The organism is Brevibacterium album DSM 18261 (genome assembly GCF_000426445.1).
Lineage (GTDB): Bacteria > Actinomycetota > Actinomycetes > Actinomycetales > Brevibacteriaceae > Brevibacterium > Brevibacterium album.
Map to the genome: position 1 here is coordinate 642856 of NZ_KE384526.1, position 20084 is coordinate 662939.

A 20084-nucleotide genomic window follows, 5' to 3' on the forward strand; every position below is an offset into this window, starting at 1 on the left:
ACTCACCTTCTCCTGGGCCGCTGCGAGGGACGCAGCGGGGCGCGGCCTGCGGCCAGGTCCTCCGACCGCCGGTGGACAGCATGGTCGACGAGGCCGGCGATGAGCGAACCCATGTTCGCCTCGGCGGCCAGCACGTCGACCGCGAGGCCGTGGTCCTCGGCGGTCTGCGCGGTCGCGGGGCCGATGCACGCGACGACGGTGCTCGCCGGCGGCTTGCCCGCGATGCCCACGAGGTTGCGCACGGTCGAGGACGAGGTGAACAGCACCGCGTCGAAGTCCCCGGCCTTGATGGACTCCCGGATGGGCGCCGGCGGCGGCGCCGCCCGGACGGTCCGGTAGGCCGTCACGTCGTGCACGTCCCAGCCGCCTGCGGTGAGCCCCTCGACGAGCACCTCGGTGGCGATGTCCGCCCGCGGCAGGAGCACGCGGCCCACGGGATCGACGAGCGGGTCCCGGTCCGGCCAGTCCTCGACGAGGCCGCGCGCGGAGTGCTCGCCGCTGGGCACGAGGTCCGGGGTCACGCCCCAGTCCTCGAGCGCGTGCGCCGTGGGCCCGCCCACCGCCGCCACCCGCACGCCGGCGAGCGCCCGGGCGTCCAGCCCGAGGTCGTCGAACCATTCGCGCACGGCCCGCACGGCGTTGACGCTCGTGAGCCCCACCCACTGGTAGTCGCCGTTGACGAGGCCCTGGATCGCACGCTCCATCTGCGTGGGCGTGCGCGGGGGCTGGATGGCGATGGTCGGGACGATCGTCCCGGTCGCGCCGAGCTCTGCGAGCGCCCGCGCGGTGTGGCTGCCCTGTTCCTTGGTCCGCGGGATGAGCACGCTCCAGCCGAACAGCGGCCGCGTCTCGAACCAGTCGAGCTCCGCGTGCTGTGCGATCCCCTGGCCGAAGAGCATCGTGACCTGTGTGCCCTCGTCGAACGTCTCGCGCAGGCGCTCGACCGCCGCACCGAAGGTCGACTCGATGGTCTGCTGCGCGATGGTCGAGAGGTCGGAGCTCAGCAGCACCGGTGTGGCCTCGTCCCACCCGTCTCCCAGCAGGGAGCCCAGGGCGGACTCGATGTCCTCGCGCGCGCCCGTGAGCACGTGCCCCGTGTTCCTGTGCTTCGAGACGTCCACATGCGACTGCTCGCCGGCCTCGACGAAGCGCACCGAGCGGACGCGGTTGGTCGTGACGGGCGCTCCCGTGAACGCCGTCGCGGTCGCGGCGACGCCCACCCCGGGCACGATCTCGAAGTCGACTCCCTGGCGGCGGACCGCCGCGGCCTCGTCCGTCGTGGTGGAGAAGAGCACGCCGTCGTGCGGCACGATCCGGACGACCATGCCGTGCTCGCGCGCCAGGCCCGCGAGCTTGCGACCGCGGGTCGTGGCCGCCTGGCCCAGCTCCTCCGCGTTCATCCGCGGAGTGGCCTCCGGGACGAACTCGTCGACGATCGCGGCGTGGCGCGGCTCGTCGGAGACGATGAGCGCGGCCTTCTGCAGCAGCTTGGTGCCGCGATAGGTCACGAGCGCGGGATCGCCCGGCCCCGCGCCCAGGAAGTAGACGGTGGGCACGGCGAGCGCGCCCTGCCCTGCCTCAGCGTCCGGCACCATGCGCGCCGCCTCCTTCGTCTGCGTCCTGTCGGTCCTGCTGTGCGGGCGTACCGGGCTCGCCCGCCGTGCCGAGTTCCGGTTCCGCATGGGTCTCCGCGGCCTGGGCGGGTTGGGCGGTCTGAGCGGCCTCGGCGGATTGAGCGGCCTCGGCGGGTGCGAGGTGCGTCCCGGGCGCATTGGCGCCGATGGAGCGGGCGGGATCCAGGCCGAGCCCGCTCAGCAGCTCCTCGGCGACCTGCGCACCGAGCGCCTCGGCCGCGTGCCGCACCTCCGCGGGGTCCGTGTCCGCGCTGCGGCGGGGCAGCGGGCTCCTGCGGGTGACGCGCAGCAGCGTCCCGGCCTCGTCCGCGAGCACGCCGGAGACCTCCAGCGAGTGCCCCTCGAGGTGGGCGATGGCGCCGATGGGAGCCGAGCAGCCCGCCTCGGCGCGCGCGAGGATGGCCCGCTCGCACAGCACCGCGAGCATCGAGGCCTCGTCGTGCAGGCCGGAGAGAGCGGACCGCAGCTCCGCGTCGAACTCCGTGAGTTCGGCGTCGGCATCCCGGCACTCGACGGCCAGCGCCCCCTGCCCCGGCGCCGGCAGCATGACGGAGGAGTCCAGGACCTCGGTGACCTCGCCCAGGCGGCCGAGGCGGCGCACACCGGCCGCGGCGAGCACGACGGCGTCGAGGCGACCCTCCGTGACGTGGCGGATGCGGGTGTCCACATTGCCGCGCACGCCGGTGACCTCGATGTCCGGCCGGGCAGCGCGCAGCTGGGCGGCGCGGCGCGGGGAGCCCGTGCCGATGACCGCACCGGCCGGCAGCTGCGCGAGCGTGAGGCCGTCGCGGGTGATGAGGACGTCCGAGGGGTCCACGCGCGGGGGCACGGCCGCGAGGCTGATGCCCGGAGCCGCGGCCGTGGGCAGGTCCTTGAGCGAGTGCACTGCGATGTCGACCCTGCCGTCGAGCAGCGCCGAGCGCACGGAGGAGACGAACACACCCGCCCCGCCGAAGCTTGCGAGCGGCGTCATGTTGACATCGCCCTCGGTGACGACCTCGACGATCTCCACGCGCAGACCGGTCTGCGCGGCGAGCTGCTGGGCGACAGCGGTGGACTGCGAACGGGCCAGCTGCGAGCGGCGGGTGCCCAGCCGGATCGTCCGGCCGCTGGGACGCGCGGGCTCGACGACGTCGAGCGTGTGCGAGGCGACGGGGCTCTCCCCGGCGGCCGCGACGTAGTGGCTGCCCGGGACCGAGGCGGTCCGCACGGACGGCTGGCGGTCCGGGAGGGGCCGGGCGTCCGGAGCTGGCCGGGCGTCCGAGGCAGGCGGACCCACGGGACGGCCCTGGTCGCCCGTGCCGCGGCCTGCCGGCTGCGGCACCTGTGCCAGCAGGCCTCCTGCTCCGGCCTCGGCGGCGCGCGCCCCGGCCGCTGTCCCCGGCGCTGCCGCTGTCCCCGGCATCGCCCGCACACCCGCTGCGGCCGGGACCGGCACGGCGGCGGACGTACCAGCGCCGGACAGCATCCCCGCCTCGGCGCTGCCCGCAGCACTGCCCGCGGCGGCCGTCGGGGTGCGCTGGAGGTCGAAGAGCATCGTGAGCGCGGCGGCGTAGTCGATCTTCTCGTGTTCGTCGGCGGCGAGCTCCTTGACCTTGACGGTGGGCGTGTGGAGCAGCGTGGTCGCGACCTGGCGCAGTGAGCGCCTGATCGCCTTCATGTCGTCCTCGGCCACGCGGTCGCCGAGCCGCTTCTCGAGCTTCTCGATCTCCCGCGAGACGACCGCCCCGGCCTGCTTGCGCAGCGCGGTGACGGTGGGCGCGATCGTGCGGGCGCGCTTGCCGGCCGAGAGCGCGGCCATCTCCTCGCGGATGATGGTGCGCACCCGGCTGATGACGTCCACGACTCCGGAGGAGGCGGTGTAGTCCGTGTCCGCGAACATCGAGGAGAGCCCTTCGAGGCCGATCATCCGCACGAAGGGATGCTCCTCGACGTTCGGGTCGACGTCGAAGGGCAGCGCGAGGTCGATGAGGAAGGTGTGCGCGGGGTCCTCCGGGTCCTCGAGGTGCGCGAGCGAGGCGGTGATCGTGTCCGCGTCGATGACGGTTCCGCGAGCGCCGATCACGGAGACCACGAGATCGGCCTTCGCGATCTCCGCGGGCAGCGCCTCGGGCGTGAACTCGACGGCGCGGCCGTCCACGGAGGCCGCCAGGCGCTCGGCCCGCTCGAGGGTCCGGTTGAGGATCGTGATGGACCCGGCGCCGGCACGGGCCAGGGTGGCTGCGACGAGACCGGACATGGCGCCTGCGCCCACGATGAGCACGTCCGCCGTCTCGATGGGACCGATGTGCTCGGCCGCGCGCACGAGCGCGGTGTCCAGCAGGGAGCCCGCGACGGAGTCCAGTTCCGTCTCCGCGTGTGCGCGCTTGCCCACGCGCAGCGCCTCCTGCACCGTGCCGCTCAGGGCGCCCGTGAGGTGTCCGGCCTCCTGCGCGCGCGAGTACGTCTGGCGGAGCTGGCCCAGGATCTGCGCCTCGCCCACGGCCATGGAGTCCAGTCCGGCGGCGAGTGTGAGCAGGTGCTCGGTCGCGCCGTCGTCGAAGAGGACGAAGACGTGGTGCGCGAGATCCTGCCAGTCGATGCCGGTGACCTCGACGAGCGCCGAGCCCAGATCCGCGAGGCCGCCGTGGAACGACTTCACATCGGCGATGATCTCGAGCCGGTTGCAGGTCGAGAGGACCATTGCACCGTCGACGTAGTCGCCGGCCAGGGCCAGCCCGGTCAGCCTGTCCACGCCCTCGCCTGACAGCGCGAGCGCATCCAGCAGGGCCATGGGCGCGGAGCGATGCGAGACGCCCAGGACGAGATCGGTCACTTCTCAGACTCCAGTCTTCGTGTTCGACGGAGCGAAGTGCGAGAGCACCTGCAGCTCCGTGGCGAGGTCGACATGACGCACCGTCACGCCGAGGGGGGCGCGCACCGGCACCGGCGCGAAGTTGAGCAGCCCCGTCACCGATGTGCCGGAGACGAGGTCCGTCACCGCCTGCGCGGCCGCCCCCGGCACCGCGATGACGAGCAGCTCGAGGGAGAGCGCGCGGGCGACGGTCGGGAAGTCCGTCTCCGCGGAGACCTCCAGCTCGCCCACCCGCTGGCCCACGCGCGCCGGGTCCGCGTCGAAGATCGCGCGGAGCTCGAAGCCGTGGCGCGGATCCGAGAGGTAGTGGGCCAGTGCCGTGCCCAGGCGTCCCGCGCCGACGATCCCCAGGGGGCGGGCACGGTCCACGCCCAGGAAGGTCCGGATCGCCGAGGCGAGCTCGGCGGTGTCGTAGCCCACGCCTCGGCGGCCCGCGGGGGCGATGTGCGTGAGATCGCGGCGGACGATGGAGGCGCCCACACCGCAGGCCGCGGCCAGCGCCTCGGAGGAGACGGTGCCGCGGTGCTCCGCGAGCAGGGACTCGAGTGCGGCGAGGTACACCGGCATGCGGGTCACGGCCGGCAGCGGCGCGGTGCGGTGCGCACCGACGGATGCCGGAAGACTCGGCAGGGACTGTGCCACCGCTGCTCGCTCTCCTCTCCTCGACACCGCACCCTCAGACTCGAACCCTCGGGCTGCGGCAGGTCCGTGCGGGCTCCGCACAAGCTACCCGAAGCGCACCGCGTCGCCGCGGGCTGTCCGGAAGCCGTGCGCGACCGTCTCACTCAGCGATCGCACCGGTGGACGCCGCTGCCCCTACGGGCCGCGCGGAGTCTGCACGCGGTGCGCACTCCCGGTCGCGAGCGCCTCAGCCGGAGGCCGCGGCCAGCCGCGCGTCGACTGCCCGTTCCAGCCGCGCCCTGTCGATCCGATGGAAGCCCACCTGCCTGCCGTCGACCAGCACGACCGGAACGTCCCAGTCGTACTTGGCCCTCAGCTCCGGGTCCGCGTCCACGTCCACCGTCGTGACGGTGACCGGCCGCGCGGCCGCCACCTGGGCGACGACGGCCTCGGCGGCCTCGCACAGACCGCATTCGGCGCGCGTCACCACCGTGATCTCACAGCTCACAGGGCCCTCCCAAAACAAACCCCCGCCGACGCGATGTGCCGAACGGGGTCTGCTTGGTCAAGAAGTCTTACTTCTTGTTGCGACGCTGGTGGCGGGTCTTGCGAAGCAGCTTGCGGTGCTTCTTCTTCGACATACGCTTGCGACGCTTCTTGATGACGGAACCCACAGGCAAACCTCACGGACTCGAAGTTCCGGTGAACGCGAGCGCGACACCGGCGGAACATAGCCGGTCAATCATATCGCCGCAGAGCGCGGGAGGGCAAAAACATGTGCCGCACCAGTCACAGGCGCGGGCAGCCGCGTCACCGGCTACCAGCGCGCGCCTCGTCTATACAGCGTCAATCGTAGTCGCGGGCAGCCGCGTCACCGGCTCCCAGCACGCGCCTCATCAGTCGTAGTACGCATCTAACCCGAAGAAGGGGAAGATGCTCTTACGGGTCGCCATGACGGCGCGGTCGATGTCCGCCTCGGGATCGTAGCCGTGCGACCAGGAGCGGAAGGAGCCGTCGAAGCCGTCTGTCATCACGAGCGGGGAGTCGCGCCCCACGAGCGATTCGGCGTACTTCCGCCAGCGCGAGGGCAGCTCGGAGAGCGGATCGATGTCCGCGCCCGCGGCGATCGCGATGAGCTGGGTCCACGCCCGCGGCACCACGTCGAGGATCGAGTACCCCCCTCCCCCGGTGGCGATCCAGCGGCCGTCGCACAGCTCCTCGGAGAAGCTCCGGGCCAGCAGCGCGGACTCCCGCATCGCATCGACGCTGAGACGCAGGTGCGTGAGCGGATCGCTCCGGTGCCCGTCGCAGCCGTGCTGGGTGACGAGGATCTGCGGCTCGAAGCCGCGCAGCACCTGCGGGAGGACGGCGTCGATCGCGCGCAGCCAGTCCGGGTCGTCGGTGCGCGGAGGCAGGGCGACGTTCACGGCCGAGGCCGCCGCCTGCATGCCCCCGATGTCATTGGCGAAGCCCGTCCCCGGGAAGAGGAAGCGGCCGTTCTCGTGGAACGAGACGGTGAGGACGCGCGGGTCGTCCCAGAAGAGAGTCTCCACACCGTCGCCGTGGTGCGCGTCGAAGTCCACGTAGGCGATCCGGTGATACCCGGCGTCCAGCAGCGTCGTGACGGTGGCGGCGACGTCGTTGTAGACGCAGAACCCTGCCGCCCGGTCGCTCATCGCATGGTGCATCCCGCCGCAGAAGTTCACTGCGCGCAGGTAGCGCCCGCTCGCCACCGCCCGGCCCACCTCGACGCCCGCCTGGAAGATCCTGCCCGAGGCCTCGTGGATCCGCTCGAAGCGGGGAACGTCCTCGGTGCCCAGGCCCCACTCCCGCTGGAACTCCTCGTCGAGCGAGGCGGTGGTGCCCGCGTGCCTGACCGCAGCGATGAAGTCCCCGGTGTGGATGCGCCGCAGGAAGTCCTCGTCCACGTCCGGGATGTCCGAGACCGTGATCCGCGGGTGGTCGAACAGTCCGTACTCACCGGCGAGCTTGGCCGTGAGATCGAGCCGCATCGGGTGCATGGGGTGGCTCGGACCGAAGTCGTACTCGGTGAAGGCGTCTCCCCAGGCCACGAAGAGATCGAGATCACGGCTGCTCATGGCCCCCACTCTAACCGCACACGGCCGGCCCGGCTCGGCCTGCCTGAGGAGGCGAACGCGGCGCCCCTGCACTCGCATCCCGGGCTCAGCCCTCCTGCTGGCTGGTCACCCGGCAGAATCCAGGACGCGAGCGCCGGCCGAGTGCATTCGCGTCCTCGGCATTCCTGTCGCGGCTACGATGGGCCACGTGAATCCCAAGGGAACCCGCCTGCGGCGGCTGATCAGGGGTCTGCGGGACTTCGTCGACGACCTCGCGGGGACCAGTCCCGCGCGCCTCGCGATCGGGGCGTTCTGCCTCGTCGTCCTCGTGTTCGTGGTCCTGCTCTCCCTGCCCGTGTCCTATGAGGACCCGGAGGAGCGCTCGCTGCCGAACGCGGTCTTCGTCGCCGTCTCCGCCGTCTCCGTCACAGGCCTGACTCCCGTCGAGACCCAGGACTACTGGTCCGACTTCGGCGTCGGCGTCATCATCCTGGGCATCCAGGTGGGCGGCCTCGGCATCCTCACCCTGGCCTCCCTCCTCGGCATGGCGATGTCGAAGCGGCTCGGCGTGCGCCAGCGCATGATCGCCGCCCAGGCCACCGGCACGTCCTCGCTCGGTCGCGTGGGCACGCTGCTCCGCGCGGTGTTCATCACCGTCCTCTCGGTCGAGGCCGTCATCGTCCTCCTGCTGCTGCCGCGCTTCCTCATGCGCGGGGAGTCCTGGCCGGACGCCCTGTGGCACGCGGTCTTCTATGCGATCTCGTCGTTCAACAATGCCGGCTTCACCATCCACCCCGGCGGCATGGAGCACTTCGCCGACGACCCCTGGATCCTCCTGGTCATCGCGGCGAGCGTCTTCGTGGGTTCGCTGGGCTTCCCCGTCATCTTCATCATCGCCGTGTACTGGAACCGCCCCCGGCGCTGGGACCTCCACACGAAGCTCACGCTCACGACCTCGGCGATCCTCGTGCTCGCGGCGTTCGTGCTCCAGCTGGTCTTCGAGGCCGGCAACCCGCGCACCCTGGGCGGCAAGGACTGGGCGCAGACCGGCCTCGAGGCCCTGTTCATGGCGATCATGCCCCGCTCCGGCGGCTTCGCGACGATGGAGATGGCGGAGATGACCCAGGCCTCGCACCTCGTCTTCGATGTGCTGATGTTCATCGGCGGAGGCTCGTCCTCGACCGCCGGCGGGATCAAGGTGACCACGCTCGCGGTTCTCGTGCTCGCCGCCGTCGCGGAGGCCCGCGGGACGACGGACGCAACGGCTTTCGGCCGCCGCATCGCCCCCACCTCCGTGCGCCTGGCGGTGTCCGTCCTGCTCGCCGGCGCCTCGGTGGTCTTCGTGGGCACCATCGTCATGCTGACCCTCACGGAGCATCCGCTCGACCTCGTGCTCTTCGAGGTCATCAGCGCCTTCGCCACGTGCGGGCTGACCTCGGGGGTGACCGCGGAGGCGCCGGACTCCGCCCTCTACGTGCTCTCCGTGCTCATGCTGGTGGGCCGCCTGGGGACGATCACGCTGGCGACGGCGCTCTCGCGCTATTCGCGCACCCGCCTGTACCGCTACCCCGAGGAGCGCCCCATCGTCGGCTGAGGTCCCGGGCCACCAGGTCTCCCGAGCTGCCAGGTCCCCGAGCCGCCAGGTCCCGGAGCCGCACCACCCCTCAGCGGCGTGGGAACCGCACGCGGACGCCGGCAGCGCGACGGTTTCGCCGTGCGTCACACGGCAGGGCAGGAACCGGGTCGAGATGCGTCACTGCACCTGTGGACCGTCGCGCAGCTCTCCACAGGAGGAATGGTGCCCTGGACACAGCGGCACCGCTTCCCTTGGCTGACCGCCATGAGCACTCGATCTCCGTACGCAGAGTCCCCGCCTCACGGCCACGCCCCCGCACACCCCGTCGAGCACCCCGGCACCCCTCTGTCCGGGACACCTCCGACCGGCGCTTCACAGGTCCACGCAGGCGGGCGGCCGCAGCCGGTGCCGGAGCACCCCGAGGCCCCGCGTCCGCGCTCGGCCCGGCACCCCAGTCTGGGGACATGGAGCTGTCGGGAGAAGCAGATCCGGGTGCCCGTCCTCGTCACACCGCGCACTGCGGCCGCACACGGCCTCCCGCCCTCGGCGGTGCAGTCGCGTCCGCGCAGACGTCCGGTGGTCCGGGGCGTGTTCGCCCATCCCACGGCCACAGCCCTGATGGCGGTGCCCCTCTGGGAGGAGGACGACTGGGAGGAGATGCGCACCCGCGTCGCGGCACTTCAGCTCCGGAACCCCGGTCTGGTGCTCTCGCACCTCTCCGCCGCGCGCTTCTGCGGCTGGCCGGTGCCCGCCTCGGCGGACGAGAGGATCGACATCACGCCCATGCGGTCCCACAGCCGCCTGCCCGGGTTCCGCGTCCACCATGTGAGGAGGGAGCTCGAGACCTGGCGTCTGTACGGCATCGCGGTCACCGCACCGGGGCAGACCCTGCGGCAGATCTCCCGGGCGCTCACCCGCAAGCAGCTCGTCGAGGTCCTCGACTGCCTCTGCGGTCCCTGGCACTCCGCCGCCTACACGACGCCCGAGGAGCTCGGACGGAAGCTGCCGGAGTGGCGCCGATTCAAGGGAAGGACCGCGCTGGGAGAGGCGCTGCAGCATGCCCGGGCGGGAGTGGGCTCGCCCCGGGAGACGCACCTCCGGCTCACGATCACCGAGGTGGGCCTGCCCGAGCCCGTCGTCTCCCCTCCCGTCGATGTGGGCAGCGCGGTGTACCACCCGGACCTCGCATACCCCGAGCTCAAGATCGCGATCGAGTACGAGGGCGAGCACCACCGCACGGACCCTTGGCAGTGGGAGCACGACATCCGCCGCGAACGGGAGTTCGTCTCGCTGGGATGGACGTACATCCGCATTACGAAGACGACCTCGGACGCGCAGGCTGTGAGCCTGATCGCCCGTGCGCTCGCGGACCGCGGTGTCGCAGCGACCATCACCCCTCCGGCCTGAGCGCCGCAGGGAGGCGGGCGGCACCCTGCGCACGCCGCACCCGCCTCCCCGCGCCAGCGCCAGCGCCAGCGCTTCGGGATCTTCGTCTGCCTTGCCAACGCGAAACGCCGGATTCCGCGTTCGCAGGGCAGACGACAACGGAGATGGGCGGCGGACTGAGCGGGCGACCCAGCACGGAGTCGGCAGACGACAACGGGGATGGGCAGAACGCTCTACGGCCGGGCGTCGAAAGCCCCCAGCTGCTGGACGTTGCCCGCCACGATGAGCACGTCCTGGCTGCTCACCCGCGTTTCCGGCGCGGCATATGTGAAGTCCTTCCCCGGGGACTTGATGCCCACGACCGTCACCCCGTACTTGGCGCGGATGCCGGACTCCCCCAACGTCAGGCCGTGAATCTCCTTGGGCGCGCGCATCTTCACGACCGCGAAGTGACCGCCGTCGAACTCGATGTAGTCGAGCATCCGGGAGCTCACGAGGTGGGCCACCCGGTCGCCGGCCTCGGTCTCGGGGTACAGAACGTGCTCCGCGCCGATCCGCCGCAGGATCTTCCCGTGCGCGGCCGAGATCGCCTTCGCCCAGATCTGCTCCACGCCCAGGTCGATGAGGTTCGCGGTGGTGAGCACGCTCGCCTCGACGGAGGAGCCGATCCCCACGACTGCCGTGGAGAAGTCCCCCGCCCCGATCTGCTTGAGCGCGCTGATGTTCGTCGCGTCGGCCTCCACCACATGGGTGAGCGTGCCGGAGAACTCCTGCACGAGCTCGGGGCTGCGCTCGATCGCCATGACCTCGCGCCCCAGCCGCAGCAGCGTCCGCGCGGTGGACGAGCCGAATCTCCCCAGGCCCACCACGAGGACCGCCGAGTGCTCGTCGTCCTGTGTGGGCCGGGACCGGCGCCGCTTCCGCTCAGCGCCCCACAGCGGCACGGTTCTCCTCCTCCATCTCCAGAGAGCGGTCCTCGGCGGCCTGCACCGCGCGTGCGACCAGCCCCGAGAGCCCCTCGGCGGCGAAGGAGTCCAGCGCCGCCGCGGTCGTCCCGCCCTTGCTGGTGACGGCCCTGCGCAGGGCGGCGGGATCGGGCGTGTCCGCGAGCAGGCGGCCCGCTCCCTCGGCCGTGGCGGCGACGGTGCGAGCGGCGACCTCGGGGTCGAGCCCGCGCTCCACCGCCGCAGTGACCAGGTGCTCGGCCAGCAGGAAGAAGTAGGCGACCCCGGAGCCGGAGATCGCCGTGAGCAGCGGCAGCTGTGCCTCCTCGACCGGCACCACGAGGCCCACCGGTTCCAGCAGGACGGTGAGTGCCGCGACGCTCTCGGCGGAGGCGTCCGCGTCCGGGGCCAGCGAGATGACTCCGTGGCCCACCGCCGACGGCGTGTTCGGCATGATGCGGACGACCGGGTGGTCCGGCACCGCGCGCCGGATCGTCCCGCTGTCCACGCCCGCGGCCATAGAGACGATGACGGCGCCGGGGGCCAGCACGTCCGCAACCCCGGCGAGCGTCTCCGAGAGCAGCCAGGGCTTCACTCCCGCGAAGACCAACTTCGCCCCCGCGACCGCCGTGCGGTTGGCGTCCGGGTCCGCCTCGAGTGCCAGCGCGCGGACCCCGGTCTCCGCCTCCAGGGCCTCCGCCGAGGCGGCCGAGCGGGTGGTGGCGATGACCTCGCCGGGGGGCTGTCCTCCCGCGAGGATCCCGCGCAGCAGCGCGCCGCCCATATTGCCTGTGCCGATGAACGCGATCGTCATGGCGTCGAGGCTACACGCTCGCGAGCCCCAGGTGCCTGCGCGCGAAGGCCAGGGACTCCGCGAGCATCGCATTGCGCGTGGACCGCCGCGCGGTGAAGCGGGTGTTGACCTCGACGACCACATCGCCGGCCCAGTCGTGCTTGGCGAGGTACTGGAGCGTCTCCGCGACCGGCATCCGCCCCCGGCCCGGCACGAGGTGCTCGTCCGAGAGGGAGCCGGAGCCGTCGGTGAGGTGCACGTGCCGCAGCTTGGGGAACAGCGTCCGCACGGCGGCCAGCGCGTCCACGCCCGCGGTCGAGGCGTGGGAGAAGTCGAAGGTCACGTCGTCGTAGTCCTGGTGGGTGTTGTCCCAGTCCGGCGAGTAGACGAGCACCTCGCGGATGCCCGCGCGCCACGGATACATGTTCTCCACCGCGAGTGCGACGCCCGTCTCCTGCGCGATCTCGCGGACCCCGGGGACGAACCGCCGCGCGTAGTCGCCCTGCCAGCGGAACGGCGGATGGAGCACCACGGTCTCCGCGCCCACGTCCTTGGCCAGCTGTGCGGTCAGCCGCAGCTTCTCCCAGTGGTCGCGGTGCATGACGCGGGGCAGGAAGAGGAGCGTGGGGGCGTGGATCGCCATGATCGGCAGACCGGTGGAGCGCACGAGCAGGCGCATGAGCTCCGGATTCTGCGTGTCCTCGCTGTTCGTGATCATCACCTCGACGCCGTCGTAGCCGAGGCGGGCGGCGGCGTCGAAGCACTCACGCACCGTCATGGGGTAGACGGAGGAGGTGGAGAGTCCGATCCGGATGGGGTGCACGGAGCGATGCTCATCGGCCGCCGGGACGTTCTGGAGGTCGAGGACCTCCCGGTGGCGCAGGGAGTTCGCCCGCGCGGAGTTGGGGACCGTGAAGGGTCTGCGTCTGTGGCGGGGGCGGCTCATCGGGGATCACTCACAGGAGGACGGCACCGGATCCGGCGGTCGGGACGGCGGGACTGTGCGTCGCGGCAGAGCTGTGTGTCGCGGCTGCGGACACCGCGGTGGTCGGGAGGCGGGCCGCCGCGTCCGCATGCGCGCCGCCGAGCGCGCCCGGCAGCTCGCCCCGGGTCGGCGAGACCGTCTCCGAGGAGTCGAGGAGGTCGAGGCGGCGCATGATGATGCCCTCGCGCAGCGCCCACGGGGAGATGTGCATGGTGGAGACGTCGAACACCGTCATGGCGGCCTCTGCGACGATGGCACCTGCGAGCACCTGGCCGGCCCGCGCCTCCGAGACGCCCGGCAGCTGCGCGCGCTCCTCGGGCGTGCGCTGGATGAGCTCGTCGATGATGCCGGGCAGATCCCGCCGCTTGAGCGTGCGCGGGACGAAGATGCCGGCGTTGCTGGGGGCCGCGCCCGCGATCCGGGCCAGCGAGCGGAAGGTCTTGGACGAGCCCACGACCTTGTCGCGGCGGCCCACCCGGTTGATCTGGCCGGCGATCCGGCCGACGGTGTAGCGCGCGTGCCGGCGGAGGCGGTCGACGTCCGCGAGGTCCGGCATGTCGCCGGCGAGGAAGTCCCGGTGCATCCGGCCGGCCCCGAGGGGCACGGACAGCGCGGCGTCCGGGTACTCGTCGCGCCCGGCCGCGATCTCCAGCGAGCCGCCGCCGATGTCGAGGAGGAGGATGCCGCCGGCGGACCAGCCGAACCAGCGGCGGACGGCGAGGAAGGTGATGCGGGCCTCGGCCTCGCCGCTCATGACGTTGAGGGCGACTCCGGTCTGCTCGTTGATGAGCTGGATCGTCTCCTCGCCGTTGGGCGCGGAGCGGATGGCGGACGTGGCGAACGCGAGGATCTGCTCCGAGCCCTGGTTCTCCGCGATGGTGATCGCCTCGCGCACGAAGTCCACGAGCCGGTTCTGCCCGTAGGTCGAGATCGAACCGTCGTCCTTGAGGTACTCCGCGAGCCGCAGCACCTCCTTGTGGCTGGTGGCGGGCAGCGGCGGAGCGCCCACATGAGCATCGACCACCAGGAGGTGGACGCTGTTGGAACCGATGTCGAGGACTGCGAGGCGCACACCGCCAGTGTAGTCCGGGAAGCGCCCGACCAGCGCACGGGACGCACACGGAATGCGCATGCGGCGCACAGCGCGGAGGGCCTAACCGGCTCGGCTCAGACCCCCAGCAGCGCGGGCAGCTCGCGCATGTCCGAGAAGACCTCGGCGGCTCCCGCGGCCAGCAGCGCCTCCGGCGGCGTGCTCGCCGGCAGGCCCGCGGAATAGGCGAACACGCGCGCCCCCGCCGCGACACCGGCCCTCACCCCGGTCGCGGTGTCCTCGACCACCGCGGTCCGGTGCGGATCGATCCCGAGCGCGGCCGCGGCCGCCAGGTACACATCGGGGGCCGGTTTGGAGCGGGGGGTCTCCATCCCGGAGAAGACCCGGCCGGAGAAGAAGCGCCCGAGGCCGGTGAGGCTCAGCTGCAGCTCGCACTTGGCGCGGTCGGCGCCGGTCGCGACGGCGGTGCGCTCCCCGTAGGCCCCGACCACCGAGGCCAGCACCGCCTCGATGCCGGGGATCGCGGTGAGACCGGCACGAAGGGCGTCGTCGCGGCGCCGGCGGAAGCCCGCGAGCCACGCCTCGTCGATGCGGACGCCGGTGTGCTCCTCGATGACCCGCCATTCGTCCTTGAGGGCCCTGCCCACGAAGCGGCTGATGCACTCCTCGTGCGTGAGACGCCAGCCGAGCTCCTCGAGCATGTCGCGGAGGACCGACTGGGTGAGGGACTCGGAGTCCACGAGAACGCCGTCGCAGTCGAAGAGCACCGCCGCGTAGGGCAGGTCCGTCGCCGCCGCCCGGCTCTCCGCGAGGCTCGCGGGCCCTTCCGCGAGACGCTGGTCTGCGCTCCTCATCGCGAGGGGGTGACCGGTTCCTCGGCGGACCAGGGGAAGACGATCCACTCGTCCGTGCGCCGCCACACGAAGTCCGGCTCGACGACCGAGGCGGACTTCGCGTAGATGACGGCGGAGCGGGCCTGTGCGCCGTGGTCCGCCAGCAGATCGAGGACGAGGGCGAGCGTGCGGCCGGAGTCCGCGACATCGTCCACGACGAGCAGCTTTCTGTCCCTGATGGACTCGGTGTCCAGCATGGGCGCCAGCAGGACGGGGTCCGGCAGGGTCTGGTGGACGTCGGTGTAGAACTCCACGTTGATGGCGTCGGAGAGCTTCAGGCCCAGCGCGTATGCGAGCGAGCCTGCGGGCAGGAGGCCGCCGCGGGCGATCGCGATGACGATCTCCGGCTCGAAGTCGGAGTCCGCGATCGTCTGTGCGAGCTCACGGGAGGCGGAGCCGAACCGCTCCCAGGTCAGGATCTCCTTGTCCTCGAGCTCGCTGGAGTCCGCGTGGTAGGCCTGGGTCATGGGGTGTCCTTCGCATTGCCGGGGTCTCGTGGGGCGCGGAGCCCGAGGCGCACTCGCTGTTGCGGGTGCGCCGTCCGGCCGGTGCGCACGGGTCTCGCACGCTCCGGCCGCAGTGACATCGTAGTGGGTGCCCCGCTCTGCTCCGCCGTCCGCGCGCGGGCCCACGGGTCCGCCCGGCTGCGCGCCCGCGGGCGCGGCTCCTCCTCAGCCCCGCCAGTCCTGCCGGGAGAAGCCGAACTCCGGAGCGCGCTTGCCGAAGAACGCCTCCTGCCCCTCGCCCAGCTCTGTCGGATAGGTCTCGCCCAGCCAGCCCGCCGGATCCGGCTCCTCGCCCCGCAGGATCCGCAGGAGGCCCGTCTGGCTGAACGCGGAGCGGCCTGCGATCCGCCGGGCCGTCGCCCTCGCCGCCGCGTACGGATCGTCCGCGACCTCGTGCAGGAAGCCGAGCTGCTCGGCCTTCTCCGTGCCGATGAGCGAGGCCGTGAGCAGGAGGTACCGCGCCCATGACTCCCCGATCGCGGCCGCGAAGCGCCGTGTGGGCCCCGGCGGGTAGACGAGCCCCAGCTTCGCCGCCGTGATCCCGAACCGCGAGCCGGGTGCGGCGATCCGCACATCGCAGGCCGCGGCGAGTTCGGTGCCGCCGCCCACGCACACCCCTTCGACGGCCGCGATGGTGGGCACATCGCATTCGGCCAGAGCGGCCTCGGCGGCGGAGTTCACCGCCCAGAACTCCTCCAGGGGGACATCGAGATCCCCGATGTCCGAGCCCGCGGAGAAGTTCCCGCCGCTGCCGCGCAGGATCAGCACGCGGACCTCCGGCGCGGCGTCGATCGCGGCGACGATCGCCGGCAGCGCCTGCCACATGGGACGGGACAGCGCGTTGAGCTTGGCGTTCCGGTCGAGGGTGAGCGTGCCGATGCCGTCCTCGAGCGCGAAGCGGAGGCCCTCGACGAGGGGCAGGTCCGGGCCGGGCTGCGCCGGGCCGGGCTGCGCGGAGGCGGGAGTGGGCGTGGTCATGGAGGCGAGTCCTTCCGAATGAGGGGCGGGACGGCAGGCAGGGGTGCGCGAGCACAGAGCGACTGCGCGGGAACGAACGGCGCCCGGAGACGCCTCCGGCCGGGACACCCGCATGGGGTGCACCGGCCGGAGTCGTGCCGCGAGAGCTCAGGATCGCCACGCAATCGCACGGCTGCTGCGAGCTTTCGCGACGCTCTGAACTGAGGCGGCGGTCAGCGCTCGGTCGGGACCGAACGCTGCTCGGCGCCGTCGTAGGCCGAGAGCGGGCGGATGAGCGCATTGGAGGCCTGCTGCTCCATGATGTGCGCCGTCCAGCCGGTGATGCGGCTCATCACGAAGATGGGCGTGAACTGCGGGGTGTCGAAGCCCATGAGGTGGTAGGCCGGACCCGAGGGGTAGTCCAGGTTGGGGTAGATCCCCTTCCGGCCCACGAAGTCCTCCTCGAACGCGTTGTACAGCGCGAGCAGGTCGTCGGCGCCCTTGACCTTCACCATCTCCTCGAACGCCTTGCGCATGGTCGGCACACGCGAGTCGCCGTTCTTGTAGACGCGGTGGCCGAAGCCCATGATCTTGGCCTTCTTCGCCAGCGCGTCGTCGATCCAGGCGCTCGCCGCATCCGCGGTGCCCACCTCCTCGAGCATCGCCATGACCGCTTCGTTCGCACCGCCGTGCAGCGCGCCCTTGAGCGCCCCCACCGCACCGGCGACCGCCGAGTACATGTCCGAGGTCGTCGAGGTGATGACGCGGGCGGTGAACGTGGAGGCGTTGAAGGAGTGCTCGGCGTAGAGGATGAGCGAGATGTCGAAGCAGCGCACGACCTCCGGCTCCGGCACCTCGCCGAAGACCATGTGGAAGAAGTTCTCCGCATAGCTCAGCTCCGCGCTCGGGGCGATGGGCTCGAGTCCGTGGCGGCGCCGGTGGTCGATGGCGACGACGGTCGGCAGCTGGGCGTAGAGGCGCTCGGCCTTGCGGCGGTTGGCCTCCTCGCCCTCCTCCTCGGCCTCGGGGTCCACCGCGCCCAGGTACGCCACGGCCGTCTGCACCACGTGCATGGGGTGGGTGTCCTGCGGCAGCGTGAGGATGAGGTCGACGAGCTCCTGCGAGATCGCCCGCTGGCCGCGCTCGCGGGCCGTGAACTCGCCCAGCTGCTCCTGCGTGGGCAGCTCGCCGTTCCAGATGAGGTAGGCGACCTCCTCGAAGCTGCAGTTCGCCGCGAGCTCCTGCACGGGATAGCCGCGGTAGGTCAGGGAGTTGGTCTCCTGGACCACCTTCGAGACCCGGGTGGTGTCGACGACGACACCGGCCAGGCCCTTCTTGATCTCCTGCTCAGTCACTTGTGTCCCTCCTGGGAGAAGTTGAAGACGTCGGCGTCGAACTCGTTGTACGCCCCGTAGTCGATCGTCTCGTACAGGTCCGCGCGGGTCTGCATGCGATCCACGACGGAGGCCTGTGTGCCCTCGGCGCGGATGGCCTGCAGACCGTCCCTGATCGCACCCATCGCCAGCCGGAGCGTAGTGACAGGGTAGATGACGAGGCGCACGCCCGCGCTCTTCAGCTGCTCGGTGGTGAACAGCTCGCTCTTGCCGAACTCGGTCATGTTGGCGAGGATCGGCGCGTCCACGGCCTCGGCGAAGGTCTCGAACTCACCGAGGTCGCGCATGGCCTCGGGGAAGATCATGTCCGCGCCGGCGTCGATGTAGGCCTTGGCCCGCTCGATCGCCGCGTCCAGGCCCTCGCCCGCGCGGGCGTCCGTGCGGGCGCAGATGACGAAGTTCTCGTCACGGCGGCCCTTCGCGGCGGCGGAGATCCGCTTGACCATCTCCGCCGTGGACACGACCTCCTTGCCGTCGAGGTGGCCGCACCGCTTGGGGTTGACCTGGTCCTCGAGGTGGAGGCCGGAGAGCCCCGCGTCCTCGAACTCCTGTACGGTGCGGGCGACGTTCATCGCCTCGCCCCAGCCGGTGTCCGCATCGATGAACGTGGGCAGATTGGTCACGCGGGAGATGTTCCGGCCGTGGTCGACGACCTCCGTGAGCGTCGTCAGCCCGATGTCCGGCAGCCCCTGCGCGGCGGAGAACGCACCGCCGGAGATGTAGACGCCCTCGAACCCGGACTGCTCGATGAGCTGGGCGTTGAGCGGGTTGATCGCGCCGGGGAACTGGACGATCTCCTCGCCCGCCAGCAGCTCGCGGAATCGCCTGCGGCGATCGTGGGCCGGTGTGATGGCGCCCAGCATCAGAAGATGCCCTTCGAGCCGGTGTGCGCGAGGCCGTCGACGACGAACGAGAGCTGGCGGACTTCCTCACCGGAGAGGCTGGAGAGGTTCTGCGCGAGGTCGAGGAAGCGGTTCTGCTCCGCCTCGCTCACGATGCCCTCGGCCAGGGTGCGGAACTTCTCGATGTAGTTCTCGCGGACGAAGGGCCGGGCGCCTGCCGGGTGCGCATCCGCGACCGCGAGCTCGTCGACGAGCGTGGTCCCGTCCTCGAACTCGATCTCCACACTGCCGCCGAAGGCCATCTCGTCCGGGTCCGTCGAGTGGTAGCGACGGGTCCACTCCGGATCCTCGCGGGTCTCGATCCTGTGCCAGAGCTCGATGGTCTCCGGACGGCCGGCGCGCTCCGGCGCGTAGGAGCGCTCGTGGTGCCAGGCCTGGTCCTCCATGGCGACCGCGAAGATGTACATGATCGAGTGGTCCAGGGTCTCGCGCGAGGCCTTGGGGTCCATCTTCTGCGGGTCGTTCGCACCGGTGCCGATCACGTTGTGCGTGTGGTGCGAGGTGTGGATGGTGACCTTGCGGATCTTCGAGAAGTCCTCGATCTGCGCGCCGATCTTCCGGGCCAGATCGATGAGCGCCTGCGCCTGGTACTCCGCGGAGTGCTCCTTGGTGTACGTGTCGAGGATGGCCCTCTTGGCCTCGCCCTTGGCCGGCAGCGGCACGGTGTAGCGGGCCTCGGGGCCGGAGAGCAGCCAGGCGATGACCCCGTCCTCGCCTTCGTAGATGGGGTTGGGCGCGCCCTCGCCGCGCATCGCGCGGTCCACGGACTCCACGGCCATCTTGCCGGCGAACGCCGGTGCGTGGGCCTTCCAGGAGGAGATCTCGCCCTTGCGGGACTGGCGGGTGGCCGTCGTCACGTGGAGGGCCTGCTGCACGGCCTGGAAGATGACCTCGGTGGGCAGGTGCAGCAGCGTGCCGATGCCGGCTGCGGCCGAGGGCCCGAGGTGCGCGACGTGATCGATCTTGTGCTCGTGGAGGCAGATGCCCTTGACGAGGTCGACCTGGATCTCGTAGCCGGTCGCGATGCCGCGGACCAGCTCGGCGCCGCCGATGCCCTTGTGCTGGGCGACGGCGAGGATCGGCGGGATGTTGTCGCCGGGGTGCGAGTACTCCTTCGCGAGGAAGGTGTCGTGGAAGTCGAGCTCGCGCACAGCCACGCCGTTGGCCCAGGCGGCCCATTCCGGCGAGACCGTCTCGTCCAGGGAGAGGCCGAAGACGGGCGCGCCCGGCTTCATGGGGTGCGTCTGCGCCTGCTCACGGGCGTGGGTGGGGGCGGAACGGCGGACCGAGGCCGCTGCGACCGAGGCGTTGTCGATGACACGGTTGATGACCATGTCCTCGACCTCGGGGACGACGGCGACATCGTCGGCTGCAACCTCGGCGATCTTCCAGGCGAGCTGGTCCTCGCGGGCGAGGTTCTCCGAGCTCTTGTGCGTCCGGACTTCGTGGTCGATCATCGACTGCTCTCCTTCAAGTCAGGGTCGATCCTCTGCGATCGGCAGCACCGACC

General features: G+C 71.5%; 18 protein-coding genes. 2 read left to right on the top strand and 16 right to left on the bottom strand.

Going from position 1 to position 20084, the window contains the following annotated elements:
- Positions 1 to 2 precede the first annotated feature (2 nt).
- The 6 genes from K318_RS0116595 to K318_RS0116615 form a co-directional block, all read right to left on the bottom strand.
- Complete coding sequence (locus K318_RS0116595; RefSeq protein WP_029090312.1) at positions 3 to 1595, bottom strand: uroporphyrinogen-III synthase; 1593 nt, start codon at positions 1593 to 1595, stop codon at positions 3 to 5.
- The gene (gene hemA / locus K318_RS23985; protein ID WP_084500350.1) at positions 1579 to 4449 is read right to left on the bottom strand and encodes a glutamyl-tRNA reductase; all 2871 of its coding nucleotides are present in this window, start codon (positions 4447 to 4449) and stop codon (positions 1579 to 1581) included. Before hemA ends, K318_RS0116595 begins: the two co-directional genes overlap by 17 nt.
- Positions 4450 to 4452: 3 nt before the next feature.
- Positions 4453 to 5130: a redox-sensing transcriptional repressor Rex gene (locus K318_RS0116605; protein ID WP_035282208.1), complete on the bottom strand. Its 678-nt coding sequence runs from the start codon at positions 5128 to 5130 to the stop codon at positions 4453 to 4455.
- Positions 5131 to 5356: 226 nt separating this feature from the next.
- Positions 5357 to 5617, bottom strand: a complete 261-nt coding sequence (locus tag K318_RS0116610) for a glutaredoxin family protein (RefSeq protein ID WP_029090314.1) — start codon at positions 5615 to 5617, stop codon at positions 5357 to 5359.
- Positions 5618 to 5684: 67 nt separating this feature from the next.
- Positions 5685 to 5783 (bottom strand): 30S ribosomal protein bS22, encoded by a 99-nt coding sequence (locus tag K318_RS24450; protein WP_005504750.1) that lies wholly within the window; start codon positions 5781 to 5783, stop codon positions 5685 to 5687.
- A gap of 222 nt (positions 5784 to 6005) precedes the next feature.
- Complete coding sequence (locus K318_RS0116615; protein WP_029090315.1) at positions 6006 to 7208, bottom strand: acetoin utilization protein AcuC; 1203 nt, start codon at positions 7206 to 7208, stop codon at positions 6006 to 6008.
- A gap of 187 nt (positions 7209 to 7395) precedes the next feature.
- Here K318_RS0116615 and K318_RS0116620 point away from each other — a divergent pair, with 187 nt between their 5' ends.
- Both K318_RS0116620 and K318_RS23990 read left to right on the top strand, forming a co-directional pair.
- On the top strand, positions 7396 to 8781 hold the full coding sequence (locus tag K318_RS0116620) for a TrkH family potassium uptake protein (RefSeq protein ID WP_245579930.1): 1386 nt from the start codon (positions 7396 to 7398) through the stop codon (positions 8779 to 8781).
- Positions 8782 to 9027: 246 nt separating this feature from the next.
- Positions 9028 to 10170: an endonuclease domain-containing protein gene (locus tag K318_RS23990; protein ID WP_156914084.1), complete on the top strand. Its 1143-nt coding sequence runs from the start codon at positions 9028 to 9030 to the stop codon at positions 10168 to 10170.
- A gap of 212 nt (positions 10171 to 10382) precedes the next feature.
- On the opposite strand, the gene K318_RS0116630 is transcribed toward K318_RS23990, so the two are convergent.
- From K318_RS0116630 to K318_RS0116675, 10 genes are all read right to left on the bottom strand, one after another.
- Positions 10383 to 11087: a potassium channel family protein gene (locus K318_RS0116630; protein WP_051298234.1), complete on the bottom strand. Its 705-nt coding sequence runs from the start codon at positions 11085 to 11087 to the stop codon at positions 10383 to 10385.
- The gene (gene proC, locus K318_RS0116635; protein WP_029090318.1) at positions 11074 to 11907 is read right to left on the bottom strand and encodes a pyrroline-5-carboxylate reductase; all 834 of its coding nucleotides are present in this window, start codon (positions 11905 to 11907) and stop codon (positions 11074 to 11076) included. Before proC ends, K318_RS0116630 begins: the two co-directional genes overlap by 14 nt.
- A gap of 10 nt (positions 11908 to 11917) precedes the next feature.
- Positions 11918 to 12832 carry a sugar phosphate isomerase/epimerase family protein gene (locus K318_RS0116640; protein WP_029090319.1) on the bottom strand — a complete coding sequence of 305 codons (915 nt, stop codon included), beginning with the start codon at positions 12830 to 12832 and terminating at the stop codon, positions 11918 to 11920.
- 10 nt (positions 12833 to 12842) lie between these two features.
- Complete coding sequence (locus K318_RS22740) at positions 12843 to 13943, bottom strand: Ppx/GppA phosphatase family protein (protein WP_084500351.1); 1101 nt, start codon at positions 13941 to 13943, stop codon at positions 12843 to 12845.
- Positions 13944 to 14038: 95 nt separating this feature from the next.
- Positions 14039 to 14776 carry an HAD family hydrolase gene (locus K318_RS0116650; RefSeq protein ID WP_084500352.1) on the bottom strand — a complete coding sequence of 246 codons (738 nt, stop codon included), beginning with the start codon at positions 14774 to 14776 and terminating at the stop codon, positions 14039 to 14041.
- Positions 14773 to 15282 carry a phosphoribosyltransferase gene (locus K318_RS0116655; RefSeq protein ID WP_029090321.1) on the bottom strand — a complete coding sequence of 170 codons (510 nt, stop codon included), beginning with the start codon at positions 15280 to 15282 and terminating at the stop codon, positions 14773 to 14775. The genes K318_RS0116650 and K318_RS0116655 overlap by 4 nt, the downstream gene beginning before the upstream one ends.
- Positions 15283 to 15486: 204 nt before the next feature.
- Complete coding sequence (locus tag K318_RS0116660; protein WP_029090322.1) at positions 15487 to 16299, bottom strand: enoyl-CoA hydratase/isomerase family protein; 813 nt, start codon at positions 16297 to 16299, stop codon at positions 15487 to 15489.
- A gap of 212 nt (positions 16300 to 16511) precedes the next feature.
- Positions 16512 to 17633, bottom strand: coding sequence for a bifunctional 2-methylcitrate synthase/citrate synthase (locus K318_RS0116665; protein ID WP_029090323.1), 1122 nt, complete (start codon positions 17631 to 17633; stop codon positions 16512 to 16514).
- On the bottom strand, positions 17630 to 18535 hold the full coding sequence (prpB, locus tag K318_RS0116670; RefSeq protein WP_029090324.1) for a methylisocitrate lyase: 906 nt from the start codon (positions 18533 to 18535) through the stop codon (positions 17630 to 17632). The genes K318_RS0116665 and prpB overlap by 4 nt, the downstream gene beginning before the upstream one ends.
- Positions 18535 to 20031 carry an MmgE/PrpD family protein gene (locus K318_RS0116675; RefSeq protein WP_029090325.1) on the bottom strand — a complete coding sequence of 499 codons (1497 nt, stop codon included), beginning with the start codon at positions 20029 to 20031 and terminating at the stop codon, positions 18535 to 18537. Before K318_RS0116675 ends, prpB begins: the two co-directional genes overlap by 1 nt.
- Between the last annotated feature and the right edge of the window lie 53 nt (positions 20032 to 20084).

What these genes read in the sequence shown, in the direction of transcription:
- K318_RS0116595 (WP_029090312.1), bottom strand. Translation starts at nt 1,595, where the DNA reads ATGGTGCCGGACGCTGAGGCAGGGCAGGGCGCGCTCGCCGTGCCCACC.
- K318_RS0116615 (WP_029090315.1), bottom strand. Translation starts at nt 7,208, where the DNA reads ATGAGCAGCCGTGATCTCGATCTCTTCGTGGCCTGGGGAGACGCCTTC.
- K318_RS23990 (WP_156914084.1), top strand. Translation starts at nt 9,028, where the DNA reads ATGAGCACTCGATCTCCGTACGCAGAGTCCCCGCCTCACGGCCACGCC.
- proC (WP_029090318.1), bottom strand. Translation starts at nt 11,907, where the DNA reads ATGACGATCGCGTTCATCGGCACAGGCAATATGGGCGGCGCGCTGCTG.
- K318_RS0116640 (WP_029090319.1), bottom strand. Translation starts at nt 12,832, where the DNA reads ATGAGCCGCCCCCGCCACAGACGCAGACCCTTCACGGTCCCCAACTCC.
- K318_RS0116650 (WP_084500352.1), bottom strand. Translation starts at nt 14,776, where the DNA reads ATGAGGAGCGCAGACCAGCGTCTCGCGGAAGGGCCCGCGAGCCTCGCG.
- K318_RS0116655 (WP_029090321.1), bottom strand. Translation starts at nt 15,282, where the DNA reads ATGACCCAGGCCTACCACGCGGACTCCAGCGAGCTCGAGGACAAGGAG.
- K318_RS0116660 (WP_029090322.1), bottom strand. Translation starts at nt 16,299, where the DNA reads ATGACCACGCCCACTCCCGCCTCCGCGCAGCCCGGCCCGGCGCAGCCC.
- prpB (WP_029090324.1), bottom strand. Translation starts at nt 18,535, where the DNA reads ATGCTGGGCGCCATCACACCGGCCCACGATCGCCGCAGGCGATTCCGC.
- K318_RS0116675 (WP_029090325.1), bottom strand. Translation starts at nt 20,031, where the DNA reads ATGATCGACCACGAAGTCCGGACGCACAAGAGCTCGGAGAACCTCGCC.